The organism is Streptomyces spinoverrucosus, from assembly GCF_015712165.1.
Classification (GTDB): Bacteria; Actinomycetota; Actinomycetes; order Streptomycetales; family Streptomycetaceae; genus Streptomyces; species Streptomyces spinoverrucosus_A.
Map to the genome: position 1 here is coordinate 6359999 of NZ_JADPZX010000001.1, position 23587 is coordinate 6383585.

At 69.8% G+C, this 23587-nt stretch carries 21 protein-coding genes and 1 pseudogene; 11 read left to right on the forward strand and 11 right to left on the reverse strand.

Going from position 1 to position 23587, the window contains the following annotated elements; translation table 11 throughout:
- Positions 1-10 precede the first annotated feature (10 nt).
- The 4 genes and pseudogenes from I2W78_RS40780 to I2W78_RS28950 all read right to left on the reverse strand — a co-directional run bounded on the left by I2W78_RS40780 (position 11) and on the right by I2W78_RS28950 (position 3439).
- The gene (locus tag I2W78_RS40780; protein ID WP_230885623.1) at positions 11-259 is read right to left on the reverse strand and encodes a helix-turn-helix domain-containing protein; all 249 of its coding nucleotides are present in this window, start codon (positions 257-259) and stop codon (positions 11-13) included.
- Entirely contained in the window at positions 184-1104 is a 921-nt protein-coding gene (locus I2W78_RS28945) for a TrmB family transcriptional regulator (protein WP_230885624.1), read from the reverse strand. Before I2W78_RS28945 ends, I2W78_RS40780 begins: the two co-directional genes overlap by 76 nt.
- Before the next feature lie 939 nt (positions 1105-2043).
- Positions 2044-2228 (reverse strand): annotated as a pseudogene (locus tag I2W78_RS40785) (threonine dehydratase); the annotation flags it as partial.
- A 161-nt stretch (positions 2229-2389) separates the two neighbouring features.
- Positions 2390-3439: a sugar phosphate isomerase/epimerase family protein gene (locus tag I2W78_RS28950; RefSeq protein ID WP_230885625.1), complete on the reverse strand. Its 1050-nt coding sequence runs from the start codon at positions 3437-3439 to the stop codon at positions 2390-2392.
- A gap of 622 nt (positions 3440-4061) precedes the next feature.
- Between I2W78_RS28950 and I2W78_RS28955 the strand changes: the two genes are divergently transcribed.
- The 7 genes from I2W78_RS28955 (at position 4062) to I2W78_RS28985 (ending at position 12451) form a co-directional block, all read left to right on the forward strand.
- Complete coding sequence (locus tag I2W78_RS28955) at positions 4062-5141, forward strand: sugar ABC transporter substrate-binding protein (protein ID WP_196463181.1); 1080 nt, start codon at positions 4062-4064, stop codon at positions 5139-5141.
- A gap of 94 nt (positions 5142-5235) precedes the next feature.
- A complete protein-coding gene (locus I2W78_RS28960) occupies positions 5236-6297 on the forward strand; it encodes an ABC transporter permease (protein WP_196463182.1) in 1062 nt (353 codons plus the stop codon).
- Positions 6298-6299: 2 nt separating this feature from the next.
- Complete coding sequence (locus I2W78_RS28965) at positions 6300-7097, forward strand: ATP-binding cassette domain-containing protein (RefSeq protein WP_196463183.1); 798 nt, start codon at positions 6300-6302, stop codon at positions 7095-7097.
- 67 nt (positions 7098-7164) lie between these two features.
- Complete coding sequence (locus tag I2W78_RS28970) at positions 7165-7968, forward strand: GntR family transcriptional regulator (protein WP_196463184.1); 804 nt, start codon at positions 7165-7167, stop codon at positions 7966-7968.
- Between the two features lie 185 nt (positions 7969-8153).
- Positions 8154-10427 carry a cytochrome P450/oxidoreductase gene (locus tag I2W78_RS41490; protein WP_196463185.1) on the forward strand — a complete coding sequence of 758 codons (2274 nt, stop codon included), beginning with the start codon at positions 8154-8156 and terminating at the stop codon, positions 10425-10427.
- 123 nt (positions 10428-10550) lie between these two features.
- Complete coding sequence (locus I2W78_RS28980; protein WP_196463186.1) at positions 10551-11489, forward strand: aldo/keto reductase; 939 nt, start codon at positions 10551-10553, stop codon at positions 11487-11489.
- Positions 11486-12451, forward strand: coding sequence for an alpha/beta hydrolase (locus I2W78_RS28985; protein ID WP_307783836.1), 966 nt, complete (start codon positions 11486-11488; stop codon positions 12449-12451). Before I2W78_RS28980 ends, I2W78_RS28985 begins: the two co-directional genes overlap by 4 nt.
- Positions 12452-12453: 2 nt before the next feature.
- Here I2W78_RS28985 and I2W78_RS41495 read toward each other — a convergent pair whose 3' ends face one another.
- Together I2W78_RS41495 and I2W78_RS28990 are read right to left on the reverse strand one after the other, a co-directional pair.
- On the reverse strand, positions 12454-12768 hold the full coding sequence (locus I2W78_RS41495) for a substrate-binding domain-containing protein (RefSeq protein WP_307783993.1): 315 nt from the start codon (positions 12766-12768) through the stop codon (positions 12454-12456).
- Positions 12690-13526, reverse strand: a complete 837-nt coding sequence (locus I2W78_RS28990) for a LacI family DNA-binding transcriptional regulator (RefSeq protein WP_307783837.1) — start codon at positions 13524-13526, stop codon at positions 12690-12692. Before I2W78_RS28990 ends, I2W78_RS41495 begins: the two co-directional genes overlap by 79 nt.
- A gap of 147 nt (positions 13527-13673) precedes the next feature.
- On the opposite strand from I2W78_RS28990, the gene iolG reads away from it, so the two are divergent.
- From iolG to I2W78_RS29010, 4 genes are read left to right on the forward strand one after another with little or no spacing between them, the layout of a single operon-like run.
- On the forward strand, positions 13674-14672 hold the full coding sequence (iolG, locus tag I2W78_RS28995) for an inositol 2-dehydrogenase (protein WP_196463188.1): 999 nt from the start codon (positions 13674-13676) through the stop codon (positions 14670-14672).
- Positions 14669-15718, forward strand: a complete 1050-nt coding sequence (locus I2W78_RS29000) for a Gfo/Idh/MocA family protein (protein WP_196463189.1) — start codon at positions 14669-14671, stop codon at positions 15716-15718. The genes iolG and I2W78_RS29000 overlap by 4 nt, the downstream gene beginning before the upstream one ends.
- A gap of 19 nt (positions 15719-15737) precedes the next feature.
- Positions 15738-16904, forward strand: a complete 1167-nt coding sequence (locus I2W78_RS29005) for a Gfo/Idh/MocA family protein (RefSeq protein WP_196463190.1) — start codon at positions 15738-15740, stop codon at positions 16902-16904.
- 3 nt (positions 16905-16907) lie between these two features.
- A complete protein-coding gene (locus I2W78_RS29010) occupies positions 16908-17834 on the forward strand; it encodes a sugar phosphate isomerase/epimerase family protein (RefSeq protein WP_196463191.1) in 927 nt (308 codons plus the stop codon).
- Between the two features lie 375 nt (positions 17835-18209).
- Here I2W78_RS29010 and I2W78_RS29015 read toward each other — a convergent pair whose 3' ends face one another.
- From I2W78_RS29015 to I2W78_RS29035, 5 genes are read right to left on the reverse strand one after another with little or no spacing between them, the layout of a single operon-like run.
- Positions 18210-19154 carry an alpha/beta hydrolase gene (locus I2W78_RS29015; protein WP_196463192.1) on the reverse strand — a complete coding sequence of 315 codons (945 nt, stop codon included), beginning with the start codon at positions 19152-19154 and terminating at the stop codon, positions 18210-18212.
- Between the two features lie 21 nt (positions 19155-19175).
- Positions 19176-20837 (reverse strand): flavin-containing monooxygenase, encoded by a 1662-nt coding sequence (locus I2W78_RS29020; RefSeq protein WP_196463193.1) that lies wholly within the window; start codon positions 20835-20837, stop codon positions 19176-19178.
- Positions 20834-21760, reverse strand: coding sequence for an SDR family NAD(P)-dependent oxidoreductase (locus I2W78_RS29025; protein WP_196463194.1), 927 nt, complete (start codon positions 21758-21760; stop codon positions 20834-20836). Before I2W78_RS29025 ends, I2W78_RS29020 begins: the two co-directional genes overlap by 4 nt.
- A 38-nt stretch (positions 21761-21798) precedes the next feature.
- Complete coding sequence (locus I2W78_RS29030; protein ID WP_196463195.1) at positions 21799-22917, reverse strand: zinc-binding dehydrogenase; 1119 nt, start codon at positions 22915-22917, stop codon at positions 21799-21801.
- A gap of 16 nt (positions 22918-22933) precedes the next feature.
- On the reverse strand, positions 22934-23545 hold the full coding sequence (locus tag I2W78_RS29035) for a TetR/AcrR family transcriptional regulator (protein WP_196463196.1): 612 nt from the start codon (positions 23543-23545) through the stop codon (positions 22934-22936).
- Positions 23546-23587: the final 42 nt, after the last annotated feature.

Below are 23587 nucleotides of genomic sequence, written 5' to 3' on the forward strand. Positions count from 1 at the left end.
CCGCATCCGTTCAGCCGTACGGTTTCCGGCGTTCTTCGTTGCCGAAATCGAGCCACCCCTGCCGCGTGGCCAGTGCCCCTGCCTGGAAGCGCGTCTCCGCGTCCAGCGTCTCCAACAGGTCCGCGATCCGCCGCCGGACGGTGTGCACGTGCACGCCCATCCTGCGGGCGATCGCCTCGTCCTTCAGGCCCGCCGCGAGCAGCGCCAGCAGCTCGCGCTGCGTATCGGAGAGTTCGGCGTCCGGGTTGCCGAGCGGCATCGAGCGGTCCCACACCGTCTCGAACAGCGGCACCAACGCGTTGTGCAGAAGCGCCTCGCGCACCACGAGGGCTGTCGCGGAAGGGTCGGTCGTCCCGTCGGCGGCAGCAGGGTGATGCGCCGGTCCACCATGACCATCTTGGTCGGTACGCCGGACGAGGTGCGCACCTGCGCGCCCTGCTCGGCGAGACGGTGCAGGGACAGCGTACGCCCCGGGTAGTTCAGGGCGCCGCTGTCGACGACTGTGCGGACGACTATCCCGCGCTCCAGCAGCGACTCCACGTCGAGCCCGGCGGAACGGGAGGGATCGTCGTACTCCTCAGGCGCCTTGGCGTACGGCGGGCGGTCCAGGATCAGCACCTCGTGCTCGGCCGACGCGAGGAGCGAGTCCACGCGGCCGATGATCTCGCGCGCGCCCGTGACCATCTCCATCCCGCCCTCGTAAGCCATCGGCGATCCCTCCACGAGCCGTCCGGCTATCTGGTCCGTGGACGCCACGATTCGCTCCAACTGCGCGGAACGACCGTGTAGTTCGGCCTGTCGCTGGTGGACGAGCGTGCGGATCGCCGCGGCGGGCGCGATGGGCCGGGGGAGCGGTGCCCCGGGCGCGGCGAGGCCCTGCTCAGCCAATCCGGCCAGGGCCGATTCGAGCCGAGGGCGTGGGATGCCGGCGAGGCGGGCGCGTTCGTCCGCGTCCGCCGGGCGGTGCCGCAGGAGCGCCCCGTACACGCGCTCCTCGTCCTCGCTGAGTCCGAGTTCCCGCAGCTCCGACCCCTGGTCTGCCTTTTGGATGACGGCCGGATTTTCCTCCGGGCTCTTGGGCCACACCAGTGTCCACGTACACAAGTGAGCCTCCTGCGTCCGTTGAAGCTCCCCGCTTTTCGGGAGTTCCCTGATGCGGACCGGACCAACAACCCATCACGGGGTGGCCCTTGCTTGTCATCAGGCGTGCGGCCAGAGCACCGCCGGCGCCGTGCCCGGTGCCTTTCTTCCGCAGACACCGCCGACGCACCTGTCCCCTGCCGGGGGGTGGGGGATCCCCTGAAAGATCCCGTCATGGAGGAGACTTGATGATCCCAAGACCCGTACGTGAGCGGCGACTTGGCAGCGGCCGCGTGGCGAGGGTGCTGGGGGCCGCAGCGGTCGCCGCAGCGCTCGTCGTGGGGGCCAATGGTTCCGGCCACCGCTCAGCCGGCGCGGAGCAGTACCCTCGGCGCCACGGGCGGCGGCCACGAGGCCCTGCACGTCACCTTGATCACTGGCGACCGGGTGCTGCTCGACGCCGAGGGACGGCCGACCGGCCCGATCCGGGCGGAGGGACGCGAGTCCGTGCCGGTGCAGGTGCAGACCGGGGGAGAGGTGCTGTCGGCAGCCACTGAGGAACTCGAGGTTCTTCGTTCTGGGGAACTCAGGCTCGACCCGCGCTCGGACCCGGTGGGATTCCGCGTTGTCGGCCTTCTCGCCGGCCACTGGTGTCGACCGGGTCGTTGGCGGTGCCGGACGACCAGGCCGGTGCCGGTGTCGGTGTAGGCGCCCTCGTCGAGCACCACGACACCTGGCACCGCTGCGGCAGACCGGAGTCGCGCCACACCTGGGCATCGGCTGTGTCGGCCGGAGAGGGTGAGCGGTGGCCACGACCAGGCGTGTCTCGGTGTCGATGACGACCTGACCCTATGAGGGCTGTGCCCATGCAGACGTATGAAGTACTCCGTTCGGTCGAAGTACCCGGAGTGACCTGCGAGTTCTGGTCCGTTGATCGGCTGCACCACCCGGCGGGACGCCATCGCGGTGATAGGCGTCTACGTCGACGTTGCTGCCGCGCACGATGGTGACGACGTGTCGGCCGGCGAAGCGGTCACGGTCTTCGGGGATGGCTGCGAGGCCGAGTGCGGCCCGACGGTTCGACGACGGAGGCCGGCGTGGTCGAGGAGCATCCGTCTGCCCGAGGTGATCGATGTTTCCTGGACCAGAGCGAGAGCCCGATGATTTCCCGTAGCGGGCCCGGGCCGCGGCCGAGGCCCGCGACGGTCGCTTCCTGTTCCAGGGACGCGGGTGCGATCGCCTGGCCGATACCGGTGCCGGCGCCCGCGAGCACGACGACCGGGCCCTGGTAGGCAGTTGGCCGAGGCGTTCACGGCTGGAGGGACTCCTGGAGCGCCGCGTCGGCCGCCTTCAGTACCCCGGCGGCGACGGCGACGCCCTCGACGCGGCCGAGTTCGGTGTCCTCGTGCTCGATGTTGACGAGTATGTCGGGGTCGACCTCGTGCAGGGCGCGCAGGAACTCGGTCCAGTAGGCGACGTCGTGCCCCTTGCCGAGGGCGACGAAGTCCCAGGCGGACTTCCTGGGCCACTCGTTGGCCCATTCGTCGCCGCCGAGGTTGGTGCGGGGCTCGTCGGGCGACAGACGGCGGAAGCTGTTGTCGAGGACGCCGTTGAGGGCGGCGTGCTCGGGGTTGATGCGGACGTCCTTGGCGGCGGCGTGGAAGACGAGTTCGCCGAGGTGGCGGACGACGGCCACCGGGTCCATCTGCTGCCAGAACAGGTGGGAGGCGTCCAGTTCGACGCCGACGTGGGTGGCGCCGGTGAGTTCGATGAGTTTGTGCACGTCGGCGGAGTTGAAGATCAGGTTCTGCGGGTGCAGTTCGAGGGCGACCTTGACATCGTGGTCGCGGGCGAGCCGGTCGGTCTCGCGCCAGAAGTCCGCGGCGATCTTCCACTGGTGGTCCAGTACGTCCAGGGCGGCGGAATTCCAGGCGTTGACGACCCAGTTGGGGCGGGTGGCACCGGGCTCGCCGCCGGGCAGGCCGGACATGGTGACGAGGCGGTGCTGTCCGAGCCGCTCGGCCAGGCGGATGGAGCGGCGGACGTCCCCGGCGTGCTTCTCGCCGATGACGGGGTTCGGGTGCGGCGGGTTGCCGTTGGCGTTGAGTCCGGCGATGGAGACACCGGTACCGTCGAAGAGGCCGAGGAAGTCGTCCCGGGCGGTGTCGCTGACGAGGATGTCGTCGAAGGTCGGCACATGGACGGCGGGCAGGAAGCCACCGGTGTTGATCTCAATGCCGGTCAGGCCCAGATCGGCGATGACTTCGATCGCCTCCGGAGCACCCGGCGGTGCCCTGCGGCCTCCTGGTTCCCGGCCCGCGCCCGCCGTGCTGGGTCGGTCGTCATCGGGATCTGGCATTTCAGAACAAACCCTTGACACCTCCCGGAAACAGAAGCATGCTCCAACGCATCGCTTAGAACGATCTAAGAAATCGATCCAAACGATCCGGATCGGGCTCATGAGCGGCGACATACGGCACGGCGTTCCGTGACCGCAGGCCGACCGCCTTGACCTTCAGGAGCGTGCAATGCCCACCGACTAGATCGGCGCACGGGTTCACCGGACGAGCCACCGCGACGCGACGACGACAGCCCACGAGGACGTCCCGGCGCGGGTGCGATGGCCGGCGACCACCGACCCGACAAGCCGTCGACGAAGAAGCGCCGAAACGAGACGTACGCCTCGGCCAGGTACGGACAGGAGGCGGCCCCGCGACCGGGGGCTGCCTTTCCCGGCGACGCGATGTGCCGGCCGCCGGCACCCCACCGCAAGTCATCCCGGCTCGCTTGTGCCCGAGGGCACGGCGGGGTCACCCGCAACCAAGCAGCGTCCCTTCAGCCCCACGACGGACCGCCCCCGCTTCTCCGCAAGCCCCGGCTCCGCCCGCTTCCCGTGGCAGCGCATCGCCTCACAAGGTTCCGAGGCGCTTTCGGCCCTCCCCTCCCTCCGCTCGGCACCAGACGTAAGGAGCACTCAGCTCATGGAAAGCACCCAGATCCGCCGGTTCCCGTCCGGCCGCCGCCTCTCCCGCAGAGCCCTGACGGCGGTGAGCGCGCTCGCCCTGGCCGGGGCCGCGTTGACCGGTTGCGCCAGCGGCAAGGCGACGGGCGACACCTCACAGGCGACGGCGAGCAGCGGGGGGTCGCAGAGCTCGGCGAAGGTCGGCGGCAAGCTCTCCCTCTACGTCATCGGCGGCAAGTCCGACGACCCCTTCTTCTCCACGGTCAAGCGCGGTGTCGAGGACGCGGCCAAGCTGGTCAACGGCAAGGTGACGTTCGTGGGCCCCGCGAACTACGACAACCTGGGCCCGGACGTCGCGAAGCTGACACTCACCGGCATTGCGCAGAACCCGTCGGCGATCCTGGTGCCGGACTGGGTGCCGGAGAGCCAGGACTCCGCGATCAAGCAGGCGATCAGCAAGGGCATCCCGGTCTTCCTCTACAACTCCGGTGGTGTGGAGGCGGCCGACAAGGTCGGGGCCGTGAAGTACATCGGTACGGACGAGTACAAGGCGGGCGTGGCCGGCGGCGAGAAGTTCGCCGAGTCCGGCGCCAAGAACGTGCTGTGCGTCAACACCGTGCCGGGCGCGGCGAACTCGGAGGCCCGCTGCAAGGGCATCGCCGATGGCGCCAAGGCCAAGGGCGGCAAGTCCAAGCAGCTCTCGCTGCCCTCCTCCAACTTCGGCAACCCCTCGGCCGTGACCCAGGCGATCAAGGGAGCGCTGCTGAAGGACAGCTCGGTCGACGGCCTGGTGACGATCGGCACCGGCGACGCGGACAGTGCCGCCGCCGCGATCGAGCAGGCGAAGGCGAGCGGCAAGGTGCAGCTCGGCACCTTCGACCTCTCGCAGAGCCAGCTCGACCGGATCAAGGCCGGTACCCAACTGTTCGCCATCGACCAGCAGCCGTATCTGCAGGGCTTCTACGTCGTGTCCATGGCCAGCCAGTACCTGTCCTACGGCGTCCTGCCGCCGCAGAACCCGATCCTGACCGGCCCGCTGCTGGTCACCAAGGACAACGTCAGCAAGGCGATCGAGGGTACCAAGGCCGGGGTCCGCTGACCGGCGAGGGGCGCCGGGGCTCTCCCCAGGCCCGGCGCCCCTCCCCGGCCCGACCTCGCACCGCATCCACATTCCCGAAGGTGACACCACTGCGATGACTACCTCACTTCCGCACGCGGCGGCCGAGAAAGAGACCGCTGTCGCTCCTCCGAAGCAGTCCGAGAGCAGGCTGGCGCAACTGCGGCACCGCCCCGAGGTCGGCGCGCTCATCGGAACCATCAGCGTCTTCGTCTTCTTCGCGATCTTCGGCGGGGAGAAGTTCCTCGCCGCCGGGGGCGCGGCGAGCTGGCTGAACATCGCCGCCGAACTCGGCATCATCGCCATCCCGGTCGGCCTGCTGATGATCGCCGGCGAACTGGACGTGTCCGTGGGCTCGGTCCTGGCCGGCAGCTCGATGACGCTGGCCATCGTGTCCGGTCACTGGGGCGCCCCGATGATCGTCGGCATCCTGTGTGCGCTCGCCCTGGGCCTGTTGACCGGCCTGCTCAACGGCGTCATCGTCACCCGCACCAACGTCCACTCCCTGATCGTCACGCTGGCCACACTGTCCGGCATGGCCGGCCTGACCCTGGGCCTGTCCCGGGTGACGACCGGCACCACCAGCGTCCCGATCAGTCCTGACCCCCTCTCCAAGGCACTGTTCGGGCATCTGATCGCCGGCCAGTTCGAGGTCGCCATCTTCTGGTGGCTGGGCCTTGCCGTCGTGGTCACGGTGATCCTGCAGGCGATGAAGTACGGCAACTGGATCTTCGCCATCGGCGGTGACAAGGAGTCCGCCCGCGCCACCGGTATCCCGGTCGACCGGGTCAAGATCGCCCTGTACATGGCCAGCGGGCTCGGCGCCGCCCTGGTCGGCGTGATCCAGACCATCCTCTACAACGGAGCCCAGGTCGCCAACGGCCAGTCCTTCGTCTTCAACTCCATCATCGCCGTGGTCATCGGCGGGGTCCTGCTGACCGGCGGCTACGGCTCCGTCGTCGGCGTCGTCCTGGGCACGCTGACGTTCGCCATCGTCAACCAGGGCATCTACTACACCGGCTGGAACTCCGACTGGGCCAGCCTGATCCTCGGCATCCTCATCCTCGCCGCCGTTCTGATGAACAACACCTTCCGCCGCCTCGCCCTGTCCTACAAGCCCCGCACGAAGAAGGCCTGACCATGACCGCACCCCTCCTGCGCCTGACCGGAGTCGGCAAGTCCTTCCTCGGCACGCACGCTCTCACGGACATCTCCCTCGAAGTGGACGCCGGCAAGGTGCTGTGCCTGCTCGGCGACAACGGCGCCGGCAAGTCCACCCTCATCAAGATCCTCTCTGGGTTCCACAAGCCCACCACGGGCACCATCGAGGTCAACGGCGAACCGGTCGTCTTCGACAGCCCCCGCGACGCGTCCGCCCGCGGTATCGCCACCGTCCACCAGTTCGGCGGCACGTTCCCGCTCATGGGTGTGGGCCGCTGCTTCTTCGTCGGCGCCGAACCCACCAAGGGCTTCGGCCCGTTCAAGCTCTTCGACAAGAAGACCGCCGGCGAGATCGCCGTACGCGAGATGCAGTCCCTCGGCATCACCCGCGTCACCGACGGCAACCGCCTGGTGGGCAGCCTCTCCGGCGGTGAGCGCCAGGCCCTCGCCATCGCGCGCGCCGTCTACTTCGGCGCCAACGTCCTCATCCTCGACGAACCCACCGCGGCCCTCGGCGTCAAGGAGGCCGCGCACGTCCTGCGGATCGTCATGCAGGCCCGTGCCAAGGGCGTCGCGGTCATTCTCGTCACCCACAACGTCCGCCACGCCATGATGGTCGGCGACCACTTCGCCGTCCTCATCCGCGGCCGGAAGGCCGACGACTTCCGCAAGGGCGAACGCACCCGCGAGGAGATCACCGACCTCATGGCCGGCGGCGAGGCCATGGCCCATCTCGAAGCCGAACTCGCCCAACTCCAGGCCGACGCCGCCCCCTGAGCGCCTCATCGAGGCCGGGATCGAACAGGGCGCACGCCCGCACCATGTCGACCTTCAGGAGCACACCATGTCGGATACGCGCGCTGCGGCGGTGACGGCCGTCGGGCTCCGCGTGGACCGTGCGAGCCATCAACCGCTCCACCAGCAACTCGCGGAACAACTGAGGGACGCCATCGCACACGGTCGGCTTGCTCCCGGCACTCAGCTGGTCAGCGAGACCGAGATGGCGGAGCGGACCGGACTGTCACGCATCACGATCCGGCACGCGGTCCGAGCGCTCACAGCCGAGGGCCTGTTGGTACGCCGTCGCGGCGTCGGCACCTATGTCGCGCACGCCCCGCTCGACGGTGCCGTGGACCTGACCAGTTTCCATGACGACCTGCGAGCGACAGAGCGCCATCGCGTCATGGACCTGCTGCGCACGGAGAACGTACCCGCTTCGGCGGAGGTGGCGGTCGCTCTCGCTGTCCCGGAGGGCAGCACGGTCGTACGGCTGGAACGGCTGCAACGAGATGGCGGCGCGGTCGCCGCGTACCTGCGCCACTACCTGCCCCTCGGCGGGTTCCGTCCGAACGCCGAGCATCTGGCCTCAGCCGGCCTGTACGCCGCGATGCAGGCGGTCGGCATCACCGTACGGAGCGTCCAGCAGTCGATCGGAGCGCGCAACGCGACCGCCGGAGAGAGCGAACTGCTCGGCATCACCGAAGGGAGCGCCATCCTGACCATGCGGCGCACACTGTTCGACGGCGCCGGCCGGGCCGTCGAGTACGCGACCCACTGCTACCCGGCGTCGCGGCGCACGTGGGCCTTCGAGCTCTGCGCCCTGCCCGAGGGTGAGAACGAGCGCAGACGCTACGCGGGAGACGTCTGACCGACGTCTGACCGACGCCTGACCATCGTCGTGGCGGTTCCCGACAGCGCCGAAGACGCTCACCTTCTCCCTTCCGCTCCCTGTCCCTGTGTCCCTGTGTCCTGTCCCTGTTCTCGCCGTCGAAGCCGACGGCTGCACCCCCGCCCCCCACCGTCCAGCCGGACCCGCCGAATGCGAGACCCCAGATGACGTCCCTCTCCCCGACGCCCGTGGCGGAAGGCCTCCAGGTCTTCTACGACCCGCTCTCCTACGCGGCCTACGACCATCCCTACGAGGTGTACCGGCGACTGCGCGACCACGCGCCGGTCTACTACAACGCACGGCGCGACCTGTGGGTGGTGTCGCGGTACGAGGACGTCAAGGCGTGTCTGCGCGACCACGAGCACATGGTGAACGCCCTGGGCAACGACATGGACGGCACCCACGCCTCGTACGGTGCGGGCAACCTGATCGCCCAGGACCAGCCGCACCACACGGTGTTGCGCAACGTGGTCCGTCCGTCGTTCGCGGCCCGCGAGATCCTCGCCCTGGAGGCGCATGTGCGCGGACTCGCCCGTGACCTGGTGGCCGGGCTCCGCGAGCGCGGTGGCGGCGATTTCGCGACGGACGTCGCGCTGCCCCTGGTCATCGGTGCCTCGATGCGGCTGATGGGGATGCCGGCCTCGGACAGCCCGTTCTGGCAGGACCACCTGCTGCGCTCGATGGCCCGCACCGTCGGCCGGTTCGGTGTCCCCGAGGACGCCGCCCTCTCCAACCACGAGACGGAGGAGCACCTCGCCGAGATCATGCGCCGACGCCGGCTCGACATCGGGGCCGGAGCGCCGCGCGACACACCCGACGTCATCACCCAGGTCCTGCGTGCCGTCGCCGACGGCACGCTCGACGACCAGGAACAGATCGGGCTCGCCCACCTCGTCCTGTCGGCGTCGATCGACGCGCCCGCGGCCCTGCTGACCAACTGCGTCGCCGTACTGGACAAGTTCCCCGGTCTCCAGGGCCACCTGCGCGACCATCCGGATCTGATCCAGAACTTCGTCGAGGAGACCCTGCGCTACGACGGTCCGGCCAAGAACCTGTGCCGCCAGACCACGGCCGACATCACGCTCCGCGGCATCACCATCCCCGCGGACTCCCGTGTGATGGTCCTGATGGGTTCGGCCGGCCGCGACGAGCGCGTCTATCCCGACCCCGACGCCTTCGACCTGTACCGCACGTTCGACGCGGACAACAAGATCCTCACCTTCGGCGAGGGCATCCACTCCTGCATGGGCGCCCCGCTCGCCCGGCTGACCGCGCGGATCGCCGTGGAGGAACTGGTTGCCGGGCCGGCCGCGACCGAGGTCCGGGTCGTCGGCACACCGCAGCGCTGGACCAAGCAGATGGTGCGCGGCTTCGCGTCGCTGCCGGTGCAGTTCCTCGCCGGCGAGCAGGAGCAGGCGGCTCGGACCGAGCTGGTGCCCGAGGTCCACATCGAGCGGACCCGTGAACGCACCACCCGACTGACCCTGGCCACCCGGGAGTTGGAGACCGAGGTACGCGTCAGCGGCAAGGACGCGGTCGCCGACGGCGTCGTCGCCCTGACCCTGCACGCCATGGACGGCCGGCCACTGCCGGCCTGGGAGCCCGGCGCCCACGTCGACCTTGTGCTGGGCGGTGCCCCCACCCGGCAGTACTCGCTGTGCGGTGACCCCACCGACCGCCGAACCCTGCGCCTCGGGATCCTGCGCGACCCGGACGGCAGCGGTGGCTCCCTGTACGTGCACGACCGGCTCCGGGCGGGCGACACCGTCCGCATCCGCGGCCCGCGCAACAACTTTCCGCTGGTGGCGGCACCGCGCTACCTGTTCATCGCCGGCGGCATCGGTATCACTCCGATCCTGGCCATGATCCGCGCCGCCGAGACCGCCGGCGCCGACTGGCGACTCGTCTACGGCGGTCGCCGGCGCGCTTCGATGGCCTTCCTGGACGAACTCGCGGGCTACGGCGACCGCGTCACCGTCTGGCCACAGGAAGAGCAGGGCCTCATCGACCTCGACGGCCTGCTCGGCACGCCACTGCCCGACACCAAGGTCTACTGCTGCGGGCCCGAGCCTCTCCTGGCCGCCGTCGAGCAGAAGTGCGCGACCTGGCCGGAAGACGCGCTGCACGTCGAACGGTTCATGGCAAGGCCGCTGTCCGCACCGGTCCTGAACGAGGCGTTCGAGGTCCACCTCGCCCAGAGCGGCCTCACGCTCGACGTTCCCCCGGAGAAGTCCGTCCTGGCGGCCGTGGCGGAGGCAGGGATCGAGGTGCTCTCGTCCTGCCAGGAAGGTACCTGCGGCACGTGCGAGACGACCGTCCTGGAAGGCGAACCGGACCACCGCGACTCGGTACTGGACGAGGCGTCCCGCAAGACGGGCGACCGCATGATGATCTGCGTCTCCCGCTCCTGCACCAAGCGCCTGGTCCTGGATCTCTGACCCGCACCACGCAGGGCTTTGGACCTCTGACCCGGATCACGCCGCGCCCTGGACCTTTCACCAGCGCATCACACAGAACGGAGCACGATGAAATACCGCGAGTTCGGTCGCACCGGGTGGAAGGTGAGTGAAATCGCCTTCGGGGGCTGGCAGTTGGGCGGGCAGTGGGGCCAGGTCGACGACGAGGCGTCCATCGCCGCGCTGCTCCACGCGTTCGAGCGTGGCGTGAACTTCGTGGACACCGCCGAGCTGTACGGCGAAGGCCACAGCGAGGAGGTGATCGGCCGGGCGCTGCGGCGCTGGGACGGCGACAGGGTGTACGTCGCCACGAAGATCCAGCCGATCCGGTGGCCGGATCCGGCCGAGGACGCCCCGCAGATGGCCGGACGCTACCCCGAGTGGTACCTCCGCCAGGGTGTCGAGCAGGCGCTGAGGCGCCTCGGTGTGGAACGCCTGGACCTCTTGCAGCTGCACGCCTGGATCCCCGACGGCATCACCACCCTCGACTGGCTCGAAGTGCTGAACGCCCTCCGGCAGGAGGGCAAGATCGACAGGATCGGGGTGTCCGTCCGGGACTACCGCCCCGAGGACGGGGTCGACCTCGCGAGGTTCGGGCTGGTCGATTCCCTCCAGGTCGTCCTCAACCTCTTCGAACAGCGCCCCCGTCAGGCGCTGTTCCCCGCCGGTGCCGGGAGCGGAGCCGCGTTCATCGCCCGGGTTCCGTTCGACTCCGGGTCGCTGATCGGCCACTGGACCGAGGACACCTACGCCACCTGGCCCGAGGACTCGGTGCCCGCCTGGCTGTTCCGCGGCGAGCGGTTCGGCCAGACGCTGCGCAGGATCCGGGCGCTCAGGGAACTCTGCGCGCCGTACTACCCGACGCTCGCCGAGGCCGCCCTGCGCTTCACGCTGGCCTGCCCCGAGGTGTCCACCGTGATCCCGGGCATGCTGACCCCCGCCGAAGTCGACATGAACGTCGCCTGCTCCGACGGTGCCCCCTTCCCCGAGGACCTGTTCGAGGCCCTCAAAACCCACGAATGGCCGAGGAACTTCTACCAGTGACCGAACCCGACGGACAGACGAAGGCTGTGCGGGCCGAACTCGACGAACAGACCAGGGCCGTCCTGGCCGAACGCGCCGCCGCGGGCGACCGCCCCATGAGGGAGGCGAGCATCGCGGAGTCGCGGGCGGCCACCTGGGGATGGCTGCCGTACATGGGCGAACCGGCGGATCTGGCCAAGGTCGAGGACCGCATCATCCCGTCGCGCACCGCCGAGATCCCGGTGCGCATCTACACGCCGCACGGCGAAGGCCCGTTCCCGGCCCTGGTGGTCTTCCACGGCGGTTGCTGGATCGTCGGGAACATCCACCTCTCCGACCGGCCCCATCGGGTTCTTGCCGCCACAACCGGATGCGTCGTGGTGGCCGTCAACTACCAGAAGGCTCCCGAGCACCCCTTCCCGGTCCCGCTGGAGGACTGCTGCGCCGGCTATGCCTGGACCACCGAGCATGCACGTGAACTCGGCATCGACCCCGCTCGGATCGGTGTCGCCGGTGACAGCGCGGGCGGCAATCTCGCCGCCGCGGTGTGCCTGAGGGCACGTGACCTCGGCGAGCGGGCGCCGGCCGCGCAGGTCCTCGTCTACCCGGCCCTCGACCCGGGCCTCGACACGGCGTCGGCGAGGGACTACGCGGAGGGATTCGGCCTCACCACCGAGGACATGCGCTGGTCATGGCAGCAGTACGCCCCCGACGAAGAGGTGCGCCTGAGCTCCTGGGTCAGCCCGTCGCGGGCGAGTTCGCTGGAAGGCCTGCCTCCGGCCGTGGTGGTGACCGCCGGGTTCGACATCCTTCGGGACGAGGGACTGCTGTATGCCGAACGGCTGGCCGCGTGCGGGGTGCCCACGGTTTCCCTCCACTACGAGGACTCCACCCACGGGTTCCTCTGGATCGGTGGTGTCCTTGAGGTCTGCCACCGAATGCTGGGCGACGTCCGCGACGCACTGCACCGTCTCTGGGCCTGACGTCAGCAGACCGGGCCGGTAGAACCGCGCACCACCAACTGCGGGGCGAGGCTGAATTCCCGTGTCTCGCCGTCGAGGCCGTTGTCGAGGCGTTCGACCGCGGCTTGGACGGCGAGCCGGGCCAGCTGCCCGGCGTCCTGACGGACGGTGGTGAGGCTGATGTGGGCGAGCTGCGCGGAACGGATGTCGTCGTATCCGACGATCGAGACCCGACCGGGGACATCGATGCCGGCCCGCCTCAGCTCGATGAGGAGTCCGATGGCGCACTGATCGCTGCCGGCCACGACGGCGGTGGGCAGGGTGCCCGCGTCCAGCAGGGAGTGGGCGGCCTCGGAACCGGAGTGCTCGGTGTAGTCGCCGGGCACCACCCTCGCCCGGCCCCCAGCCCGTGGTCGCGCATCGCGGCCAGGTAGCCCGCGCGCCGTTCGGCCGCACCGGGGCGTTCGCCGCCGTCGACGTGGACGATGTCGCGATGCCCCAGGGAGACGAGGTGGTTTACGGCGAGACGGGCCCCCTCGTCGTCGGCGGTGTGGACCGCGTCGAACACCGTCTGGGTCGGCGGGCGGCCGATCTCCACGACCGGGACCTGGATGCCCAGGTCGGCGGGCCATGCCTCGCGCGCTCCGATCAGGATCACCGCCTCGCAGCGGGAGGCCATGAGCGCCTCGACCGCACGCCGCTCGCTGCGGCTCGGGACCACCGCGCTGAGCACCACGTCATAGCCGACCTCCTCGGTGGCGGCGTAGACGCTCTCGATCAGATCGGCGTGGAAGGATTCCTGGGCGCTGAACATCACGCCGATCAGGCGGCTGTTGCGGCGCCGCAGCGACTGGGCGGCCTGGTCGGGGCGGTAGCCGAGTTCGGCGGCGGCCGCGCGCACCCGCTCCCGGGACTCGGCACTCGGGCCGGGCGCGTCACGTATGACCAGCGAAGCCGTCGCCCGCGACACGCCCGCGCGGCGGGCGACGTCCATCAGGGTCGGCCGTCGCCCGGTGCCCGCCGCCGAGCCCGCCGCCTGGCCGTCCTTCGGGCCGTCCTTCGGACCCGAGGGACGGGGCGCCTTTGGGCTGGGCATGGGACCTCCGGGGCCTCGACTGTGGCACGGCGCTGACCGCACCGTCTGTAGCAGTATAGATCGATCTAAGCTAACCCTTGACGGCGGGCTTCAGGCGTCACATCATTCCAGTCAGATGATACTTAGATCGATCTAAGAGGAGTGCTCATGCGGATCGCTCTCATCGGATGCGGGCGCATCGGGCGGGTCCACGCCGAATCGGTCGCCCTGCACCCGAAGGCCGAACTCGTGCGGGCCTGCGATGCCGTCGAGAGCGCCGCCCGGGAGGTCGCCGAGCGGTTCGGAGGCCTGCCCGGCTCCGATGCCGACGCGGTCCTCGCCGACCCCGGCGTCGACGCGGTGGTCATCGCCTCGCCGACCCCCACCCATGTCGACCTGCTGACCCGCGCCGTCGAGACCGGCAAGGCCGTGATGTGCGAGAAGCCGATCGATCTCGACCTCGCCCGGGTCGACGACTGCCGGACCTGGATCGGCGCCGCCGCGTCCCGGGTCATGGTCGGCTTCAACCGCCGCTTCGACCCCTCGTTCCGCGCGGTGCGCGAGCGCGTCGCGGCCGGCGAGATCGGCCGGCTGGAGCAACTCGTCATCATCAGCCGCGACCCGGCCCCCTCTCCGGCGGAGTACCTCGCGAGCTCCGGCGGCCTGTTCCGGGACATGACCATCCACGACCTCGACATGGCCCGCTTCTTCCTCGGCGAAGTCGTCGAGGTCTCGGCCATGGGCAGCAACCTGGTCGCCGACTACATCGCGGACCTCGGCGACATCGACGGCGCGATGGTCACCCTGCGCGGCGCGGACGGCGCCCTCGCCCACATCACCAACAGCCGCCGCTGCACGTACGGTTACGACCAGCGCCTGGAGGCGTTCGGCGCGCTCGGCGCGCTCGGCGTGGACAACCTGCGCCCCGACGGCGTCCGCGCGTACGGCGCCCGGGCGACCGAGGCCGCCGCGCCCTACCTCGACTTCTTCCTCGACCGCTACACGCCCGCCTACCGCGCCGAACTCGCCCACTTCATCGAGGCGATCGACAGCGGCACGGAGCCGACGCCCGGCTTCGAGGACGGCCGTGCCGCCCTCGTCCTGGCCGACGCGGCGGAGCAGAGCCTGCGCACCGGACGGGTCGTGACCGTCGGAGGCGCGCGATGAAGCCGGTCCGCTGGGGCATGCTCTCGACGGCCGGGATCGGGCGGGTGGTGGCCGCCGCCCTGCGGACCTCGCCCCACGCGGACCTGGTCGCCGTCGGCGGGCGCGACGCCGATCGCGCCCGCCGCTACGCCGAGGACATCGGAGCGGAGCTGAGCTTCGGGTCGTACGACGAACTGCTCGCCCGCGACGACATCGACGCGGTGTACGTCCCGTTGCCCGTCTCGATGCACACCGAATGGACGATCAAGGCGCTGGAAGCCGGCAAACACGTGCTGTGCGAGAAGCCGTTCGCGGTGACCGCCGCCGACGCCGTGCGCTGCTTCGACGCGGCAGAGGCCGCCGGGCGGCTGTGCGTCGAGGGCCTGATGTACCGGCACCACCCGCAGACACAGCTCGTACGCAAACTGGTCACCGATGGCGCGATCGGGCAACTGGCGTACATCCGGGCGGCATTGACGGTATCCGCCCCGCCCGGTGACATCCGGCGCACCACCGCCCTCGGCGGCGGTGCCTCGCTGGACCTGGGCTGCTACTGCGTCAGCGCGATCCGGCTGCTGGCCGGCCATCCGCGGCGCGTGCACGCCGCGCGTGTCCTCGACCACGCCGAGGGCAGCGAAGGAACGGACCTGCGGCTGGCCGCGACGCTGGAGATGCCGGGCGGCGTCCTGGCTCAGTTCGACGTGGCCCTGGACTTCCCCAGGCGCGACGAACTGGAGATCATCGGCACCGAGGGGAAGATCACCGTCCCGGATCCGTGGCTGTGCCGCACCGGACACATCGAGCTGCAACGCGCCGGAGTGCCCCGCCGGTTGCCGGCCGACCCGGACGGGACCTTCGCGCTGACCTTCGCCGACGACCCGGACAACGCCGACGCCTACCGGATCGAGTTCGAGGCCGCCTCGCACGCCATCACCCAGGGTACGGCTCCGCTGTTCGGGCGCGCCGACGCCGTCGACCAGGCCGAAGTGGTCGACGCGATCCGCCGCGCCGCCGCGCTCGGCGCCCCCGTCGCACCGGCACCTTCCGTCGCCGCCGTAGACCTTTAGGCCCTTGAGGAGTCCCACCATGCCCGCACCCCTGCGCGTCGGCATCGTCGGCTGCGGCAACGTCGCGCTGAACTTCCATGTACCCGCCTACCAGGCGGAACCGGACCGCTTCACCATCACCGCCCTGGCAGACACCACCCCCGAACGGCTCGAACTCGGCCGTACGGGCACGGGCCTGACTCCCGAGCAGGTCCACGGCGACCCACTCGACCTCATCGCACGCGACGACGTCGACGTCATCGACGTATGCACCCCTCAACACCTGCATCGTGACCTCGTGGTCGCCGCGGCGGCCGCGGGCAAGCACATCCTGTGCGAGAAGCCGCTGGCCGCCACCCCCGCCGACGCCGCGGCCATGGTCAGGGCCGCGGACGAGGCCGGGGTGGTGCTCGGCGTCGTACACAACTACCTCTTCTTCCCCGAGATCATCGCCGCTCGTGAGCTGATCGACGACGGAGCGATCGGCGAAGTGCGTACGGTCACCGTCGACATGCTCGGTGTCGTCGACTCGCCGGGTGCCGCCGGCTACCGCCCTCGGTGGCGCCACGACCCCGCCGCGGCCGGCGGCGGAGTGCTGATGGACATGCTCCACGGCGTCTACCTCGCCGAACACTTCCTCGACGAGCCCGTCGAGCGGGTGTCGGCCTACGTCGACGCCGCGACCCCCGGTGACGCGGTCGAAGGGCTGGCTTTGTGCCGCCTCGAATCCGCCCGCCGCGCCGCACTGGTCAACATCGGCTGGGGATTCGGTCCCGGCGGCATCCGGATCAACGGCTCCAAGGGGCGCATGGTCCTGCGCTATCGCGACGAAGGCACCATCCCCTGGGCCCCCTTCGAGGCAATGGCCCTCACCACCGAGTCCGGCACCGAGACCGTCGGTCTTCCCCCGGGACAGGAACTCGGCCCCCTGGTCGCGGACGCGCTGCGGATCACCGTCGCCGACTTCGCCGATGCCGTCGCCGCGGGCCGGGCCCCGGCCGGTTCCGGACGTGCCGCCCTGCGCACGCTGGAGGCGACCGTCGCCGCCTACGCCTCCGCGGCCCTCGGCCGCAGCGTCGACATCCCCCTGCCCCCCGACGGTCCCGTGCACCGCCAGGGCGTCATCGGTCTCGCCGAACTCGACATCCCCGCCACCTCGAGCGTCCGCACCCGCGGCCTCTTCGGACTGACCCCCAACGGGAGCTGACCCATGGAACTGTGCCTCTACACCGACTCGGTCCCCGACCTCTCCCTGGAGGAGGCCCTTGACCTCACCGTCCGGATCGGCGGCACCGCCGTCGAGATAGCCGCCGGCGGCCAGTCCAGCGCCCCGCACATGGACGTCTTCGCACTCGTCGAGAACGCCGGGGAACGCCGGAAGTTCACCGACGCGCTCGCCTCCCGGGGCCTGCGCATGGGCGCGGTGAACTGCTCGGCCTGGCCCATGCACCCCCGGCACGGCGCACGGCACGTCGAGATCATGGAGGCGGCGGTACGGCTCGCCGAACAGCTCGGCGTCGACAAGATCGTGACCATGACCGGCAACCCGGGCGAGTCGCCCGACGCCCGGCTCACCAACTGGATCTTCTACCCCTGGCCGCCGGAGAACATCGAACTCCTCCACCGCCAGTGGGACGAGACCATCGCCTTCTGGCAGAAGTTCGCACCCTTCGCCGCCGACCACGGCATCGAGCGGATCGCACTGGAACTGCACCCGCTGCACATGGTCTACAACGTGCCCACGCTCCTGAAGCTCCGCGAGGCGGTCGGCCCGATCATCGGCGCCAACGTCGACCCCAGCCACATGTTCTGGCAGCGGATGGACCCGGCCGCCGTGGTCCGCACGCTGGGCCCGGCGGTCCACCACGTCCACCTCAAGGACGTCGAATACCGCGTCGACCAGCTCGCGCTGGCCGGCGTCCTCGACAACCGTCCCTATGCCACTCCCGAGGAGCGGGCCTGGACCTTCCGCACGGTCGGCCACGGCCACGGCACCGAGTTCTGGGCCCCGTTCATCGAGGCGCTGGCCGAGGTCGGCTACGACGACATCGTCAGCATCGAGAACGAGGACCCCGTCCAGGACGCAGTTGAAGGCGTCATCGACGCCGCCCGCTTCATCAAGCCGCTCCTGCGCTGACCGGCAGCCGGCACACGGGGCTCTCCATGGTCCCTGCGCAAAAGCAAAGAGCTCCACCCTTTCGATGTAGTGACCAAGCTGCCTCACCTCGCCCCGAACGCCAACATGATGCTTTCCCGCTCGGTGGCGTGGTCGTAGGGAGCACCATGTCGGCCCACGACGCGGTCCCGCCCCAGGCAGAACCTCAACACCTACAAGGCCACCACCCACTTCAATGGGCCCAAGGGAATCTGGCCCGTGCAGCACTTGCGTCGGCTCGGCCGCTGTGGCGTCCATGAACACCAGAAAGCGAGTGTCCTCGGTGAGCAGGGAAGGGTGTGCGGATCAGGATGCGGAGGTCTGAACAGGGGACGCCGATGGGCATCGACGCGGGAGTCAGCTCAGTCCGAGCCCGCGCTTCAGCGAGGCCAGCGCCTCTGCGATCATCCGCCTCGAGACCGCCGCATCGTGCGCCAGGACCGACCCGTGGAACGTGCCGGGGTACAGCCTGAGCTCCACCGGCACGTCCGCCTGTGCCAGGCGCTGCGCATAGTCGATGCCCTCGTCGCGCATCGGGTCGTACTGGCAGGTGACCACGGTCGCGGGCGGCAGGCCGGAGAGGTCCTCGGCGCGCGCGGGGGCCGCGTACGCGGGCACGTCGGCGGCACCACGGCGGCCCGGGCCGAGATAGGACTCCCAACTGAACTCGGCCATGGGGCGGTTCCACAGCGGTGTGTCGACGTAGGCGCGCATCGACGGAGTGTCGAGCCGGTCGTCGAGTTCCGGGATGCCCAGGTACTGGTAGCAGAGGGACGGACCGCCGCGGTCGCGCGTGAGCAGGGTGAGGGCCGCGGCCAGACCGGCGCCCGCGCTCTCGCCGTAGACCGCCAGGCGGTCCGGGGCGATGCCCAGCTCCGTCGCCGACTTCGCGACCCACAGGAGTGCGGCATAGCAGTCGTCGAGGCCGGCGGGGTAGGGATTCTCTGGTGCGAGGCGGTAGTCGACCGACACCACGACCACACCGGCTTCCGCGGCCATGCGGGTGGTGGAGGCGTCGAACGTCTTCGGTGCTCCGAAGACGAATCCGCCGCCGTGGATGTAGAGGACGCCGGGTCGTGGCCCGTCCTGTCCGGACGGGGTGTAGACGCGCACGGTCACGTCGGGGGCGTCGGCGGGGCCGGGGATGGTGCGGTCCTGGATGTCGACGGGGACGGGCGGCTCGTACGGCGGTCCCGCCGAACCCGTCACCGACTGGGCGCGGAGCGTCTGCAGGTCGTCGGGACCGAAGACCGGGAGCAAGGAGATCAGCGGTGCGAGTTCGGGATCGTACGCGTAGGACATCGTGCCTCCTCGGGAGCGGCGTCAGTCAGTGGCGGGGGCAGGGGCATGCGTGTTGGCGTGCACAGGCCCGCGTGCCGGTCCGTCGAAGACGAACCCCTCATACCCGGCCTCGACTTGCTCTGTGCAGCGCTGTACATAGCGGTCGAAGCCGCCGACGTAGATCATGAACACCCGTGGCTTTCCGGGGATGTTCGCCCCCATGTACCAGGAGTCGGCCCGCTTGTAGAGCGTGTGGTCGGCCGCGCCGTCCACTTCCGCGCCCCAGCGGCGCTCCCATTCCACAGTGGTGTCGACCCGCTCGTGCCCCTCGGTCTCCATGTGGGTGATGAAGCGGGTGATCCAGTCGACCTGCCACTCGCCTCCGGTGATCATCTGGGCGAGGACGCCGGGGCTGCCGGGACCGTGCACCATGAAGAGGTTGGGGAAGCCGGCCACGAGCAGACCCAGGTAGGACGTGGGGCCGTCCGCCCACTTCTCGCGCAGGTCGAGGCCGTCCGTGCCGGTGACGTTCATGGCGGTGAACGAGCCCGTCACGCCGTCGAATCCGGTGGCGAAGACGATCACATCGAGGTCGTACGAGGCGTTCGTGGTCCGCAGGCCGGACTCCGTGATCCGGGTGATCGGGTGGGTGCGGACGTCGACGAGCGTCACGTTCTCGCGGTTGAACGTCTCGTAGTAGCCCGTGTCCATGCAGATCCGCTTGGTGCCCACGGGGTACGTCTTGGGGCAGAGCAGCTCCGCGACCTCGGGATCCCGCACGATCTGGCGGATCTTGCCGCGGATGAACTCCGCCACGACCTCGTTCGCCGCCGGGTCCACCATGGTGTCGGTGAACGCTTGTAGGAAGAGTAGTCCGTTGCGTGCCGACCAGGCTCGTTCGAGGATTTCCTGCCGGGCCTCGGGGGAGTGGTCGAAGACCGAGCCGAAGCGCGGGACCGTCGGGAACACGGCCGACGGATTGGCGCGCATGACTTCGCGGCGCTCGGCGTACTGCGCCTTCCACTCCTGCTCGTACGCGGGGTCCAGTGCCCGGTGGACGGCCGGGACGCTGAAGGCCGGGGTGCGCTGGAAGACGGTGAGGTGCTCGGCTACTTCGGCCGCGACCGGTGCGATCTGGATGCCGGTGGAGCCGGTCCCGATCAGGCCCACTCGCTTGCCCGTCAGGTCGACGCCTTCGGCCGGCCACCGCGAGGTGTGGTGCCAGGTCCCCTTGAACGAGTCGAGCCCGGGGAACGGGGGGACGTTGTGCGCATGGAGGCTTCCGGTCGCCGCTATCACGTACTTGGCGGTTGCGGTGAATCCGTCCTCCGCGGCTATGTGCCAGCGGGACGTTCCCTCGTCGAAGCGGAGCCGGTTGACGCGCGTGCCGAACCGGATCCTCTCGCGGAGCCCGAAGCGGTCCGTGACATGGTTGGCGTACGCCTCGAGGTCCGGCTGCGGCGAGAAGTGCTCCGGCCACTTCCAGTCCTGCTGGAGGTCCTCGTCGAACGAGTAGGAGTACTGCATGCTCTCGATGTCGACGCGCGCACCGGGATAGCGATTCCAGTACCAGGTGCCTCCCACACCGTCGCCCGCTTCCAGGCACCGCACGTCCAGGCCCAGTCCGCTCAGGCGGTGCAGGGCGTACAGACCGCTGAACCCGGCGCCGATGACCACGGCATCGAAGGCCGACTTCTCGCTCATCGCGTGCTCGTCCCGATCGTGGCGCTCAGGTGCCTGCTGTTCGCATCCGCCCAGGTCTTCGTGTCAGGGGCAAGCTGCTGCCGGTCGAGGTCGTTGAGCGCGTCCCAGTTCTCCAGCAGGTGCTCCGGCGTCAGGTCCAGGCCGGGGTGGGTGTATCCGTGGGTCTCGGCGATGAAGAGCCGGGTCACCCGGCGCATCCCGCTGACGTACGTCTCCCCGTTGACCGGGCAGTCGCGGTGGCAGAGGATCGCCACCAGCGGTGATACGAGGGACGGGGCGCGTTCCGGGTCGTCGGGCACCTCGGACTGGCCGGTGTGCGCGTTCATCATGCGGGTCATGGCCATGGGCGCGACCATGTTGACCTTGACGCCGAGCGGCGCCCCGGCCATGGCGAGGGCGCGTCCCAGGCCGATCACCCCGGCCTTCGCCGATCCGTACGACGTCAGTGACGCCTGGCCCAGCGCTCCGGTGGACGTGGTCATCACGACACGCCCGTACCTGGCGGACTCGAAGTGCGGCCAGGCGGCCCGCGTGACGTTGAAGCTGCCCCCGATGTGCAGGGCCAACTGCGCCTGCAGGTCGGCCGGTTCGACGGCGGGGAACGCGTCGTACCAATAGATGCCGGCGTTGTTGACCACGATGTCGAGGCGGCCGAAGGCGTCGATCGCACGATCCACCAGCGCCTGGGCGCCCTCGGGCGTGGCGATGTCCGAGGTGTCCGACACAGCGCTGCCACCGGACTGCCGTATCCGCTCGGCCTGCAGGGCAGCCGGGGTGGCATCGGTTCCCGCCCCGTCCATCGCGGCCCCGATGTCGTTCACCACGACCTTGGCCCCGCGAGCGGCGAGGAGCGCGGCGTGCGCGGCGCCGATGCCCCGGCCCGCGCCGGTGACTATGGCGACTTGGCCATCGAAATGAAGCACGGTCTCGCCCTTCTGTCCGAGTGCGGGAGGGTGCGCACTCACGTGTGGGTGGCTGGGGCCGGGCCGTATCCGGCCTGTTCGGCGGTGAGCAGTTCGTCCGTGTCGAGATCCGGCAGGATGAGGATCTTGACCTGATCGGTGGCTCCGTCGCGGGGGCGGAGGGCCTCGAAGGCCTTCTGCGCTCCGGCGAGACCGGTGTACGCGGTCACCATGAGCGCCGGGTCGTAACGCCCCTCGCGCAGATGCTCGTACGCCCGCCACACCGCCTCGTAGCGGATCTCGCCGTGTGCGGGGCCGGAGGCGAAGACGACGGAGATGTTCTTCATGACCGCGGAGATCGGCCGCAGCGACTCCCTCTCGGTCGCGCCGCCCACGACGGCGATCACGGTGTACGGCGGGACGGAGCCGAGCAGTCCGGTCAACAGCCCGGGTGCGCCCGACGCCTCGACGACATGCAGCCGGCTGCCCGCCGGCACCAGATCCCGCCACACCTCCACGGGGTCCTTCTCCCGGGGATCGACCGCGACCGTGGCCCCGTACGCCAGGGCGATCTCCCGGCGCTTCGCCGAGGGATCGGAGACCACGACGGTGCTCGCCCCGGCCGCCGCGAACTCGACGACCGCACCGAGGCCCACCGGCCCCGCACCGGTGACAAGGGCGGTGCCGCCCGCACTCAGGCCCGTCCGGCGAGCACCGTTCGTACCGGTGGCGATCGGCTCCAGTGTGGCGGCGAGGACCGGGTCCACGCCGTCGAGCGGGACGTGCATGATCGCCATGACGACGGCTTCGGTGCTCATACCGCCGGGGTAGCTGTTGGAGAAACCGATCCCGTGCATCGCGCCGCTGTCGTCGAAGACCGCCGGCAGGACGAAGAGCTTCTGGCCGACGGAGAACTCGTCCGCCCCTGGACCGAGTTCGGCGACCTCTGCCGTGAACTCGTGGCCGAACACCACCGGCTGTTTCGCATCGAACCGATAGAGCTCCTGGCCCGTTTCGACTGCCGCCGCAAGGAAGTCGTCGGTGTGCGCCCAAGCCGAAAGGTCGGTGCCGCAAATGCCGTTGGCTATGGGGCGCACCCGCATCTGCCCGGCCTGAAGAGGCGGCAACGGGAAGTCGCCTACCTCGAATTCCCCGCGATGGTAGATCGCAGCGCGCATGCTGTTCCCTTCGTGACTACCCCGGCTCCTCGTAGAGGGCGGGCGCGAGCAGATGGCAGACGACGTCGGTGACCAGGTCGAGCGGATCTTCGAGGGCCGGCTTCCAATCGGCGACCACCCAGGCCGAGAAGAACGACTCGATCTGCCCCAGCGCCATCAGCACGCGCTGGCGGGCTTCCGCCGGTGAGACATCGCGCCAGCGTTCGCGGTCGTCCGCGAGCTTGGCGATGAAGCGTTCGTGCGCTTCGGCAGCGCCGTCGGAGGCAAGAGTTGGGCCGGCCATGGTGAGTGCGCGGATGCTGGTGGCCTGTTCGCGCCAGCGCACCTCGAGTGCTTCGAGCCAGGTGTGGATGGCGGCGCGGGTCCAGTTCTCGATCGCCGCCAGCTCGGTGTACACCTCGTCAGCGAGCTCGTACTGCCGTTGCGCGAGAGCAAGCACCACATCCGACTTGTTCGTGAAATGCGCGTACACGGTGGCTCTGGCCACTCCGGCCGCTTTGGCGATGTCGTCCATATTGGCGTCCAATGCGGATCGTTCCGCGAAGACCTCTACGGCTGCGTCAAGAAGCCGTTCACGGGTCAGCCTCTTTTGTTCTTCGCGAATGCTGGGGCGTCGTTCTTTGCTCATGCGCTGTGACTCATCTGCTCGTTGCCTTTCGCCGTCGGTCGC